This window comes from Mycobacterium sp. SM1, from assembly GCF_018361265.1.
In the GTDB taxonomy this organism is placed as follows: Bacteria; Actinomycetota; Actinomycetes; order Mycobacteriales; family Mycobacteriaceae; genus Mycobacterium.
In genome coordinates this window covers 1,116,822-1,128,103 of record NZ_JAFLNH010000001.1, presented here as the reverse complement: position 1 = coordinate 1,128,103, position 11,282 = coordinate 1,116,822, and the positions used below count along the sequence as shown (strand labels likewise).

Genomic DNA, 11,282 nt, shown 5'->3' with positions numbered 1-11,282 from the left:
CGTGCACGACGCCGACACCCAGCGTGCCGCTACCGCGACGGAGGACAGGGGAGTCTTGCCATATGGGACAGATCAGCGCAGCCAGCACCGTGGTGATCAACGCTGAGCCGGCAACCGTCCTTGACGCCCTCGCCGACTATCAGACCGTCCGCCCGAAAATCCTGTCCCGGCACTTCAGCGAGTATCAGGTGGTGCAGGGCGGCAAGGGTCCGGGCACGGTTGCCAAATGGAAACTGCACGCCACCAAATCACGTGTCCGTGACGTACAAGCCAGCGTCGACGTCGCCGGGCACACCGTGATCGAAAAGGACGCGAACTCCTCCCTGGTCACCAACTGGACGGTGGCTCCGGCCGGAGCCGGGTGCAGTGTCACCGTGAAGACGTCGTGGACCGGCGCGGGCGGTGTCAAGGGTTTCTTCGAAAAGACCTTTGCGCCGCTGGGACTGAAGAAGATCCAGGCCGAGGTGTTGGCCAACCTGAAGAAGGAGCTCGAAAGCTAGCTCAGCGGGCCTGCGGTTGCGTACCCAGGAAGCCCACAATGCCACGAACCACGGCGTCGGCGTATTTCTGCCGGCCCGTGGGGGTCTCCATCAGTGCCGAGTCGGCAGGGTTTTTCATGTTGCCCAACTCCACCAAGATCGCCGGATACTGCGCCAGGTTGAGTCCGGCCAGGTCAGATCGCCCGTACAGGCCGTTTTGACCGATGTAGTTGGCCGGCGGAATACCCGAGGCGGCCAGCTGGTCGCGCATAATCCGCGCGAACTGCACCGACGGGCCGGCCTGGACCTGGTTGAGCGGGGGGGCCGAGTAGTTGACGTGGAAACCGCGTCCGGTCGGCGGGCCGCCGTCGGCGTGGATGGACACGATCGCGTTGGGGTGCACCGCGTTGGCCATGGCCGCGCGCTCATCGACGCACGGGCCCACTGACGTGTCGTCACCGCGTGACATGGCGGTTCGTGCCCCCAGCGCGTTCAGCTCGGAGCGGATCAGCAGTGTCGTGTCCCAGGCGAACGTGTGCTCCGGATAGCCGCTGCTGGTCGAGGTCCCGCTGGCCTGACAGTCCTTGGTGCCGCCGCGGCCGTTGGGCACCTGGCGGGTGATGGAGGCGTCGTTAGCGCCGTTGTGCCCGGGGTCGAGGAACACGATCATGCCGGCGATCGTTGCGGGCATCGCGGTTGCTGCGGGGATGCTCAGCATCGAGGCACCGAGGAGTACACCGGCGGCCATTGCGACGCCGACACGTGGGCAAACGAGCGCGTGCACTGCGCTACCCTAGCGTGACGCCGGCTACGCTAGATGTCTCGAACCGCGTGAGAACCGCAGGTGACACCAAGTCGAGACCACACTGCAAGGGAACCGTCATGCAACCCGGAGGCCAACCCGATATGGCGGCGTTGCTCACCCAGGCGCAGCAGCTGCAGCAACGGCTGGTCGAAGCCCAGGAGCAGCTGGCCCGCACCGAGGTACACGGTCAAGCCGGCGGGGGCCTGGTGCAGGTCACGGCGAAGGGCAACGGTGAGGTGGTAGCGGTGCAGATCGACCCTAAAGTCGTGGACCCCGAGGACATCGAAACCTTGCAGGACTTGATCGTGGGTGCACTGGCCGACGCGTCCAAACAGGTCACCAGCATGGCGCAGGCCCGGCTGGCACCGCTGGCCGGTGGGATGGGCAGCGCGCTAGGCATCCCGGAGTCCTGAGTTGTTCGAAGGACCGGTCCAGGACCTGATCGACGAGCTCGGCAAGCTGCCGGGTATCGGGCCGAAAAGCGCGCAGCGCATCGCTTTTCACTTGTTATCTGTCGAGCCGCCGGAGATCGACCGGCTGACTGCGGTGCTGGCGAAGGTTCGTGACGGAGTACGGTTCTGCGCGGTGTGTGGCAACGTCTCCGACGCCGAGCGCTGCCGCATCTGCGCCGACCCGCGCCGTGATGGCTCGCAGGTGTGCGTTGTGGAGGAGCCGAAAGACATTCAGGCCATCGAGCGCACCCGCGAATTCCGCGGTCGCTATCACGTGCTCGGCGGTGCGCTGGACCCGCTGTCCGGGGTCGGCCCCGAGCAGCTGCGCATCCGCGAGCTGCTCAACCGGATCGGCGAGCCGGCCGACGGTGCGGAGATCACCGAGGTCATCATCGCCACCGACCCCAATACCGAGGGTGAGGCGACCGCTACTTACCTGCTGCGGGTGCTGCGCGATATTCCGGGGCTGACCGTGACGCGGCTGGCATCCGGACTACCGATGGGTGGCGACTTGGAGTTTGCCGACGAGTTGACGCTAGGCCGCGCGCTCACCGGCCGGCGCGCCATGGTTTAGGCGCCTGCGCCCGCAACCGCTCGCGGCGCAGCAATTCCACCTCCGCGAGCTCCAGCGGCGCCAGCTTGCCAACCACTCGGGTCAGCAGCAGGTCGGCCAGCTCGGGATTGCGGGCCAGGCACGGGCCGTGCATGTAGCTGGCGATGACGCTGCCCTGCACCACGCCGTCGAAGCCATCGCCCAGCCGGTTGCCCGTGCCCTTGCGCACCACGCCCAGCGGCGACGCCCCGGCACCCAGGACCGTCCCGCCGCGGTGGTTTTCGAAACCGGTCAACGGCTGGGTCAAGCCGGCCAGCACGGGCTCGCTGACCAACTCGCCGATGGTGCGTTTCGCCTGCGGTGACGTGGTCACGTCGAGCAGGCCCACCCCCGCGACCCGCTCCCCCGCCGAGGTCTCATACCACTGCCCGAGCACCTGGATCGCCGCGCAAATGGCCAGCACCGGCACATCCCGGGCGGCGGCGCGCTGCAGCCCGGGATGCCTGATGAGGTGCTGGGTGGCCAGTCGCTGCGCATAGTCCTCGGCACCGCCCAGCGTGTAGAGATCCAGCGACTCGGGAACCGGGTCGGCCAGCGTGATCTCGATGATCTCCGCGGCAATGCCCCGCAAAAGCAGTCGCTGCTGCAGGACCACCGCGTTGCCACCATCGCCGTAGGTGCCCATCACGTCCGGCAGCACCAGCCCGATCCGCACCGCCGAGTCGGTCACGCGGGTCATTTGAGCCGCGCCAAGCGCCGTTGGAGCTGCAGAAACGCGGTGTAGTTGGCGACGACCTCCACCCGCCCGGGCGGGCATGACGCGATGGCCGCCACCGGGTCGTGCACCAGGGTGTGCCGCACGCGGGCGTATTCAAGCCGTACCGCCAGGTCGGTGCCCCGTTCGCCGGCGGCTACCACCGGGGGGTGCTCGCGCCGCTTATCCTCGTCGGCTTCGCCTCGGGAGGCGCCAGCGCCTCGTGGCCCGCCGGGCTGATCGGCCAGCCGTTCGAAGCTCACGTCCCACAGCCACGACAGGTCCTCGCCGTCGGCAACTCGCCCGTTCACGGCGATCACCACCCCGTCCGCGTGCGTGTCCACCATCGACAGCGCCTCCTGCCATCCCGCGGGATTTTTGGCCAGCAGCAGCCTGATGACGTGCTCACCGAGGCGCCAAGTCCGGTAGCGTCCGGCGACTTCGTCGACCCTTGACACGGCCGTCACCGCGCTCGCCGGATCCACCCCCAGCGTGACGGCGGCGGCTACCGCCTGGGCGGCGTTGCCGCGATTCACCGAGCCGGGCAGCGCCAGCCGCATCGGCAGCGCCAGCCCGTTGGGCCCATAAAGCGTGTCGTCGTCGAACCACCAGTGCGGGTTGGGCCGCTTGAAATCCGCTCCCGTGGAATACCACTGGCCGTGCTCACGAACGATGACCTGGCCGCTGCGCGGGCAGCTGACCGAGTCGCGTGACCACGCGCCGCCCGCCGCCACCCACACCACCTGCGAGCTGTCGTAGGCCGCCGACGTCATCAACACGTCGTCGCAGTTGGCGACGACGACGGTCCTCGGGTGCCGGGCGAGACCGGCCCGCAGGGTGCGTTCGATGACGGCGATCTCGCCGACGCGGTCCAGCTGGTCGCGCGACAGGTTGAGCAGGACGACGAGGGCGGCTTCCATCGCATCCAAGACGTGCGGCACGTGCATCTCGTCGACTTCCAGCACCGCCAGCTTGGCGTCGCGATCCGCGGCCAGGGCGGCCACCAGGCCGGCGTCCATGTTGGCGCCCTCGGCGTTGGTCGCCACCACGCCCAACGTCCGCAGGGCGGCGGCGGTCATCCGGGTGGTGGTCGACTTGCCATTGGTGCCGGTGACGATGACGGTGCGCCGCCCGGCACCGAGCTGGCGCAGAACCGAGCGGTCCAGTGCGATGGCGACCAGACCACCGATCATCGCTCCGGCGCCGCGCCCGGTGACCCGCGACGCCCATCGCGCGCCCGCCCCTGCGGCGAGGGCGAGACGTGCCCGGGTGGTGATCACCGGCGCAGTCTAAAGCGCGCCGAACACCTGGCTGCGGCAGAGGCGGCGTCGCAGCAGGGCGATTTGGCCGAGGTAGTGGGCCGAAGCGTGCGACACGTCTTACGTTCACGACACGGGTCAGCGTGACCCGGCGACGTCGGTGCGGCGTGCCATCCTCAATTCATGCGGATGCTCCGGTGGAAGGCCCGGGGATGAGCTGGGGTCGGCCGGCCACCGATCCCAGCGGGGGCTGGGCCGTCGTCGACGTCGAGACGTCGGGTTTCCGGCCCGGTCAGGCGCGGATCATCAGCCTGGCCGCGCTCGGCCTGGACGCCGGCGGGCGACTGGAGCGATCCGTCGTCAGCCTGCTCAACCCCGGGGTTGACCCCGGCCCGACCCATGTGCACGGGCTGACCGCCGCGATGCTCGACAACCAGCCACGGTTCGCCGAGATCGTCGATCAGGTGGTCGAATTGCTGCGCGGCCGCACCCTAGTCGCGCACAACGCCGCGTTCGACTACGCGTTCCTGGCCGCCGAGGCCGAGATGGCGGGTGCGGAGTTGCCGGTCGACACCGTCATGTGCACCGTCGAACTGGCCCGCCGGTTGGACCTCGGTGTTGACAATTTGCGGTTGCAGACGATCGCCGCGTATTGGGGCGTAGCGCAGCAGCGACCGCATGACGCGCTCGACGACGCGCTGGTGCTGAGCCGGGTTCTTCCCGCGGCGCTGAGGCGGGCTCGTGAGCGTGGTGTGTGGCTGCCCGTGCGTCCGGTCACCCGTCATTACTGGCCCAATGGCCGGGTCACCCACGAGGAGCTGCGACCACTGAAGATGCTGGCGTCACGGATGCCGTGCCCCTATCTCAACCCGGGCCGGTATGTCCGGGGTAAGCCGCTGATCCAAGGGATGCGAGTGGCGCTGACAGCGCAGGTGACACGGACGCAAGAGGAGCTCATCGAGCGCATCCTGCATGCTGGGTTGGCCTATGCCGATACCGTCGACCCGGACACCTCGCTGGTGATCTGCAACGAGCCCTGTCCCGAGTGTGGCAACGGTCATCTGGCCCGTCAGCTGGGCGTGCCGGTGGTCTCCGATGGGTATTTCATGGCGCACGCCGAGGACGTCGTCGCCGGCACGTGCACACCGCAGATCGCCGACGCGAGGGCCGCAGGGGGACAGGCAGGGGGACAGTACGCATTGTTCTGACCACGGTTCGGCGAAAGCGGCGGCCTTCGACAACCGAACTCAGTGCGGTTCAGCCCCGGCAGGCGCGGTTCACCGCCGAGACCACCGCACGCAGCGACGCGGTGGTGATCGAGGACGCGATGCCCACACCCCACACCGGCTGGCTGCCCGGACTCCCTGGGTGCGGACCCGCTGCGCCCGGCTGCGCCGCGCTGGCGATCCGCACCACGGAAGCCTCGACATAGGCCGCAGCCTGCGCCTCCTCACCGACGGACATCGCATGTTCGGAGTAGTCCAGGATGTGGACGTGGAAGCCGATGTGGCTCAGCGCGTCAACGAACGCGGCCAGCGGGCCGTTGCCGGTGCCGCTGATCTCGGTCTCCACGCCGTCAACCTTCACCACGGCTTCGATACGGTCCGTGCCCCCGTCGACCTGCGACGCGATAACCCGCTGCTTCATCCACTGCAGCGGGCGAACCGGTGCCAGGTACTCCTCGGCGAAGGCCTCCCATATCTCTTTCGGCGAGACTTCACCGCCCTCACCGTCGGCGATCTTCTGGATAACGCGGCTGAACTCGATCTGCAACCGCCGTGGCAGCGCCAGGCCGTGGTCGGTCTTCATGATGTAGGCCACCCCACCCTTGCCCGACTGGGAGTTGACCCGGATCACTGCTTCGTAGGTGCGCCCAACATCGCGCGGATCGATCGGCAGATAGGGCACCTGCCACAGCATGTCATCGACATCGGAGCCGGCCTCATCCGCGGCGCTCTTCATCGCGTCCAGCCCCTTGTTGATGGCGTCCTGATGGCTGCCGGAGAACGCGGTGTAGACCAGGTCACCGCCGTAGGGGTGTCTTTCGTGCACCGGCAGTTGATTGCAGTACTCCACGGTGCGCCGGATCTCATCGATGTTGGAGAAGTCGATTTGCGGATCGATGCCACGGGAGAACAGGTTGAGCCCCAGCGTCACCAGGCAGACGTTGCCGGTGCGCTCCCCGTTGCCGAACAGGCAGCCCTCGATTCGGTCGGCACCCGCCTGGTAGCCCAATTCGGCTGCAGCGACGGCGGTTCCGCGGTCGTTGTGCGGATGTAGGGAAAGGATGGCGGACTCACGCCATTTCAAATTGCGGCTCATCCATTCGATGGAGTCGGCGTAGACGTTGGGGGTCGCCATCTCGACGGTGGCGGGCAGGTTGAAGATAATCGGATTGTCCGGAGTCGGGCCGATAACGTCACCGACGGCGTCGCACACCTGCTTCGCGTACTGCAGCTCGGTGCCGGTGTAGGACTCCGGGGAGTACTCGAATCGCCACTGCGTGCCGGGATATTTGGCCGCTTCTTCGAGGCATTTACGGGCGCCCTGCACCGCGATCTCCTGCACGGCGGCGCGGTCGGCTCGAAACACCACACGCCGCTGCAGGATTGACGTCGAGTTGTAGAAATGCACGATCGCTTTCGGCGCGCCACGACATGCCTGGAAGGTACGCTCGATCAGCTCCGGACGGCACTGGGTGAGCACCTGGATGGTGACGTCCTCGGGTATCGCGTCTTGCTCGATGATCTCGCGGACGAAGTCGAAATCGGTCTGGCTCGCCGACGGGAAGCCGACCTCGATCTCCTTGTAACCCATACGCACCAGCAGGTCGAACATGCGGCGCTTGCGCGCGGGGCTCATCGGGTCGATCAGGGCCTGGTTACCGTCGCGCAGATCCACCGCGCACCACAACGGCGCTTTGTCGATGACGCGGTCGGGCCAGGTGCGGTCGGGCAGGCTGATCGGTTCGACCTCCTCGGCATAACTGCGGTAGCGGTGGATCGGCATACTTGAACCGCGCTGGGTGTTCCAGGCGGGCTGGCCGGGATAAGGCGCCCCCACAGGCTTGGTGATGGTGCGAACCGATGTAAACGTGTCCGCGTCGGCGGCAGAAGTCGGGGAAAAGCTTGTCACAGTGAATTGCTCCAGGGATACGGGAAAGGGACCTCAGACCGGCGCATCGCCAACACCCGCGACGGGAAGCCGGTCCGGATCAGACCCCGCCGCGGCGTCCAAGAAGGAGCACCCGCTGCACAGTGTGTACTCTACCGCGGCGGGTCCCGCTACCGAAACGCCGGTCCGGCCCGGGGGTGCCGGTGCCACCGGCGGCGTTCACCGGCGCGCCGGGTGCCGCGCCTGGCCCGCGTTGTCGCTGGACGGGCCCACGTATCCTGTTGTGGACCTACACCCAGCGATGCTGGTGAATCCGAGAGGGTGACAGTGGCGCTCGTCGTGCAGAAGTACGGTGGTTCGTCGGTGGCCGACGCCGAGCGAATCCGCCGCGTGGCCGAGCGCATCGTAGAGACCAAGAAGCAGGGCAACGACGTGGTGGTGGTGGTGTCGGCCATGGGTGACACCACCGACGCCCTGCTGCAGCTGGCCCAGCGGGTGTGTCCGGTACCGCCTCCCCGCGAACTGGACATGCTGCTGACCGCCGGTGAGCGCATCTCCAACGCGCTGGTGGCTATGGCCATCGAGTCGCTCGGCGCTCAGGCGCGCTCGTTCACCGGTTCGCAGGCCGGTGTCATCACCACCAGCACCCACGGCAACGCGAAAATCATCGACGTCACCCCGAGCCGGCTTCGATCCGCCCTCGACGAGGGCCAGATCGTGCTGGTCGCGGGTTTCCAGGGGGTCAGCCAGGATACCCGGGACATCACCACCCTGGGCCGCGGCGGTTCGGACACCACGGCGGTCGCGCTGGCCGCCGCGCTGGGCGCCGACGTCTGCGAGATCTATACCGATGTGGACGGTATTTTCAGCGCCGATCCCAGGATCGTGCCCAACGCCCGCCGGCTGGACACCGTCACCTTCGAAGAGATGCTGGAGATGGCGGCCTGCGGCGCGAAAGTGTTGATGCTGCGTTGCGTGGAATATGCCCGCCGCTACAACATCCCGGTGCACGTTCGCTCGTCGTATTCGGACAAGCCCGGCACCCTGGTTGCCGGATCGATCGAGGACAAACCCATGGAAGACCCTATCTTGACCGGAGTGGCCCACGACCGCAGCGAGGCCAAGGTGACCGTGGTCGGACTGCCCGACCTTCCGGGCTATGCGGCCAAGGTGTTTCGCGCGGTCGCCGATGCCGACGTGAACATCGACATGGTGCTGCAAAACGTGTCCAAGGCCGAAAACGGCAAGACCGATATCACCTTCACCTGCTCACGCAGCAGCGGGCCCACCGCGGTGGCCAAGCTGAACTCGCTCAAGAATGAGATCGGCTTCACCGAGGTGCTCTACGACGACCACATCGGCAAGGTCTCGCTGATCGGGGCGGGCATGCGCAGCCATCCCGGCGTCACCGCCACGTTCTGCGAAGCGCTTGCGGCCATCGGGGTCAACATCGACCTGATTTCCACCTCGGAGATTCGGATCTCGGTGCTGATCAAGGACACCGAACTGGACAAGGCGGTGCGCGCGCTGCACGAGGCGTTCGGCCTTGGCGGCACCGAGCAGGCGACCGTGTATGCCGGGACGGGACGGTAATGGTCGCGCTCGGGATCGTCGGCGCCACCGGTCAGGTAGGCCAGGTGATGCGCACCCTGCTTGAGGCGCGCGACTTTCCCGCCACGACCGTGCGGTTTTTCGCCTCCGCTCGCTCACGGGGCCGCAAGCTTGCCTTCCGCGGCCAGGAGATCGAGGTTGAGGACGCCGCCACCGCCGACCCGAGCGGGCTAGACATCGCTTTGTTCTCCGCCGGGGCGGCGGTGTCGCGGGTGCAGGCGCCGCGCTTCGCCGCCGCCGGGGTGACGGTGATCGACAACTCCTCGGCATGGCGGAAGGATCCCGATGTCCCGCTGGTGGTCTCCGAGGTGAACTTCGACAGGGACGTGCGGCACGCCCGCGCCCTCCCGAAAGGCATCATCGCCAACCCCAACTGCACCACGATGGCCGCGATGCCGGTGCTCAAGGTGCTGCACGATGAGGCCCGCCTGGTGCGCATGGTGGCCGCCACCTATCAAGCGGTCTCCGGCAGCGGTGTGGCCGGGGTGGCCGAACTGGCCGAGCAGAGCCGCGCGGTTATCGACCACGCCGAGCAGCTGGTACACGACGGCAGCGCCGTGCAGTTTCCGGAGCCGAGCACCTACGCCGCGCCGATCGCGTTCAACGTGGTTCCATTGGCCGGCGCCCTGGTCGATGACGGCTCCGGCGAGACCATCGAGGACCAGAAGCTGCGTGACGAAAGCCGCAAGATCCTCGCCATTCCGGATCTGCTGGTCAGCGCGACCTGCGTGCGGGTTCCGGTGTTCACCGGCCACTCGCTGTCGATCAACGCCGAGTTCGCCCGGCCGCTTTCCCCCCGACGAGCCCGCGAACTTCTCGACAGCGCCCCCGGTGTGAAGGTGGTCGAGGTGCCGACGCCGTTGGCTGCCGCCGGTGTCGACGAGTCGCTGGTCGGGCGGATCCGACAGGATCCCGGCGTGCCCGACGGGCGCGGTCTGGCGCTATTTGTCTGCAGTGACAACCTGCGCAAAGGGGCGGCACTCAATACCATCCAGATCGCCGAGCTGCTGCTCGCCGACTTGTGACCCGCGGGTGAGCTCGGCCCACGCCCGCCGGGTCACACGGTCATCGCTGATGGCCGCGTCGATGGCGTGTTTCCTTGTACCCCAAGGAGTATGGGCGGCAAATGCCGATCCTCCCGCACCCAGGCCCGAGCCGATCTTGCAGCCGTTGGCGCCCGGTGAGGTATTGCGCATCGGCCCGGCAGCCGGCACCGGAACCCCCACCCGTGACTATGGCATCGGCGCCACCGACCTGTGCGCCTTCATGGAATTCCCCGCCGGAGTGTTGCAAATCTGCGGCGACAGCTTCCCGGGGCAGGGGGTTGGCTTCGGCCGGGGATACGCACCGATCGCGCTGCGTGTCGAGACCGGCTCCGTCGACAACCCGGCTGGGGTGCGCTACTTCGGCGTCATGGGCGTCGATAAGCCTCTGCTGGCCGACCCCACGCCACCGGGCGCATCTCAGCTGCCCGCCGGTGTGGTGCAAATCAACCGCCAGAGCTACCTGCTGGTGACCACCGCCGTCAACCTGGTGCCGCAGAATTCGCGGCTGGTGAAAGCCAACCCCGCGGAGGGTAATTGGCCGACAGTTCCCGGATCCATCCGGGAGGCGTCCTACCAGGATGGCCGGCAGACGCAGATCAGCGGATATTACGACCCGATCCCGACCGCCGACTCTCCGAGCGGCTGGGTGTACATCGTGGCCGACAGCTTTGAGCGCACCCAGCCCGTGGTGCTGTACCGCGCCACGCCGGAGGCGTTCACCGACCGCTCCCGCTGGCAGGGCTGGGCGTCCGACGGCGGCTGGAACAAGCCGCCCACGCCGTTGTGGGGTGACAAGGTCGGGGAGATGAGCTTCAAGCAGATCGACGGCAAGGCGGTGCTGTCGTATTTCAACGCCAGCACCGGCGACATGGAAATCCGAGTGGCCGATGACCCGACGGCGCTGGGCACCGCGCCGGTGACCACGGTGGTGCGGCACGACGAGTGGCCTGAACCCGCCGACAGCCTGCCGCCACCCTACGACAACCGGCTCGCGCAGCCCTATGGCGGCTACATCTCGCCGGGCTCGACACTCGACGAAGTGCGGGTATTTGTCAGCCAGTGGAACAACACCGATCCGCGCGCCCGTGCGCCCTACCGGGTCATCCAGTTTGCCGTCAACCCGTATAAGCCCGAGCAAAGCTAGGCGAGCTTGCCCATAGCAATTGCCTCATAGCAATTGCATAGCCAGCACATAGTCACCGCTATGGT

11 protein-coding genes are annotated in these 11,282 nt (G+C 67.4%); 7 read left to right on the top strand and 4 right to left on the bottom strand.

Features of this window, described 5'->3' with window-relative positions; translation table 11 throughout:
* Positions 1 to 62: 62 nt before the first annotated feature.
* Positions 63 to 500 (top strand): SRPBCC family protein, encoded by a 438-nt coding sequence (locus tag MSM1_RS05285; RefSeq protein ID WP_213440512.1) that lies wholly within the window; start codon positions 63 to 65, stop codon positions 498 to 500.
* A gap of 1 nt (position 501) precedes the next feature.
* On the opposite strand, the gene MSM1_RS05280 is transcribed toward MSM1_RS05285, so the two are convergent.
* On the bottom strand, positions 502 to 1,227 hold the full coding sequence (locus MSM1_RS05280; RefSeq protein ID WP_213441467.1) for an Rv3717 family N-acetylmuramoyl-L-alanine amidase: 726 nt from the start codon (positions 1,225 to 1,227) through the stop codon (positions 502 to 504).
* Positions 1,228 to 1,361: 134 nt separating this feature from the next.
* Between MSM1_RS05280 and MSM1_RS05275 the strand changes: the two genes are divergently transcribed.
* The gene (locus MSM1_RS05275) at positions 1,362 to 1,697 is read left to right on the top strand and encodes a YbaB/EbfC family nucleoid-associated protein (RefSeq protein WP_213440511.1); all 336 of its coding nucleotides are present in this window, start codon (positions 1,362 to 1,364) and stop codon (positions 1,695 to 1,697) included.
* Position 1,698: 1 nt separating this feature from the next.
* Positions 1,699 to 2,310: a recombination mediator RecR gene (recR, locus tag MSM1_RS05270; protein ID WP_213440510.1), complete on the top strand. Its 612-nt coding sequence runs from the start codon at positions 1,699 to 1,701 to the stop codon at positions 2,308 to 2,310.
* Here recR and MSM1_RS05265 read toward each other — a convergent pair.
* Both MSM1_RS05265 and MSM1_RS05260 read right to left on the bottom strand, forming a co-directional pair.
* On the bottom strand, positions 2,285 to 3,019 hold the full coding sequence (locus MSM1_RS05265; protein WP_307857285.1) for a type 1 glutamine amidotransferase: 735 nt from the start codon (positions 3,017 to 3,019) through the stop codon (positions 2,285 to 2,287). The genes recR and MSM1_RS05265 overlap by 26 nt on opposite strands.
* 5 nt (positions 3,020 to 3,024) lie before the next feature.
* Positions 3,025 to 4,323: a Mur ligase family protein gene (locus tag MSM1_RS05260; RefSeq protein WP_213440508.1), complete on the bottom strand. Its 1,299-nt coding sequence runs from the start codon at positions 4,321 to 4,323 to the stop codon at positions 3,025 to 3,027.
* A 191-nt stretch (positions 4,324 to 4,514) separates the two neighbouring features.
* Between MSM1_RS05260 and MSM1_RS05255 the strand changes: the two genes are divergently transcribed.
* Positions 4,515 to 5,510, top strand: a complete 996-nt coding sequence (locus MSM1_RS05255) for a DEDDh family exonuclease (RefSeq protein WP_213441465.1) — start codon at positions 4,515 to 4,517, stop codon at positions 5,508 to 5,510.
* 49 nt (positions 5,511 to 5,559) lie between these two features.
* Here the strand turns inward: MSM1_RS05255 and leuA are convergent, their stop codons facing one another.
* Positions 5,560 to 7,437, bottom strand: coding sequence for a 2-isopropylmalate synthase (leuA, locus tag MSM1_RS05250; protein ID WP_213440507.1), 1,878 nt, complete (start codon positions 7,435 to 7,437; stop codon positions 5,560 to 5,562).
* A 306-nt stretch (positions 7,438 to 7,743) separates the two neighbouring features.
* On the opposite strand from leuA, the gene MSM1_RS05245 reads away from it, so the two are divergent.
* Genes MSM1_RS05245 through MSM1_RS05235 form a run of 3 tightly spaced genes read left to right on the top strand, consistent with a single transcriptional unit; the run spans position 7,744 to position 11,217 of the window.
* Positions 7,744 to 9,009: an aspartate kinase gene (locus MSM1_RS05245; RefSeq protein ID WP_213441463.1), complete on the top strand. Its 1,266-nt coding sequence runs from the start codon at positions 7,744 to 7,746 to the stop codon at positions 9,007 to 9,009.
* Complete coding sequence (locus MSM1_RS05240) at positions 9,009 to 10,052, top strand: aspartate-semialdehyde dehydrogenase (RefSeq protein ID WP_213440506.1); 1,044 nt, start codon at positions 9,009 to 9,011, stop codon at positions 10,050 to 10,052. The genes MSM1_RS05245 and MSM1_RS05240 overlap by 1 nt, the downstream gene beginning before the upstream one ends.
* 49 nt (positions 10,053 to 10,101) lie before the next feature.
* Complete coding sequence (locus MSM1_RS05235) at positions 10,102 to 11,217, top strand: DUF4185 domain-containing protein (protein WP_236054751.1); 1,116 nt, start codon at positions 10,102 to 10,104, stop codon at positions 11,215 to 11,217.
* Positions 11,218 to 11,282 lie beyond the last annotated feature (65 nt).

What these genes read in the sequence shown, in the direction of transcription:
- MSM1_RS05285 (WP_213440512.1), top strand. Translation starts at nt 63, where the DNA reads ATGGGACAGATCAGCGCAGCCAGCACCGTGGTGATCAACGCTGAGCCG.
- MSM1_RS05280 (WP_213441467.1), bottom strand. Translation starts at nt 1,227, where the DNA reads ATGGCCGCCGGTGTACTCCTCGGTGCCTCGATGCTGAGCATCCCCGCA.
- MSM1_RS05275 (WP_213440511.1), top strand. Translation starts at nt 1,362, where the DNA reads ATGCAACCCGGAGGCCAACCCGATATGGCGGCGTTGCTCACCCAGGCG.
- MSM1_RS05255 (WP_213441465.1), top strand. Translation starts at nt 4,515, where the DNA reads ATGAGCTGGGGTCGGCCGGCCACCGATCCCAGCGGGGGCTGGGCCGTC.
- MSM1_RS05240 (WP_213440506.1), top strand. Translation starts at nt 9,009, where the DNA reads ATGGTCGCGCTCGGGATCGTCGGCGCCACCGGTCAGGTAGGCCAGGTG.
- MSM1_RS05235 (WP_236054751.1), top strand. Translation starts at nt 10,102, where the DNA reads ATGGCCGCGTCGATGGCGTGTTTCCTTGTACCCCAAGGAGTATGGGCG.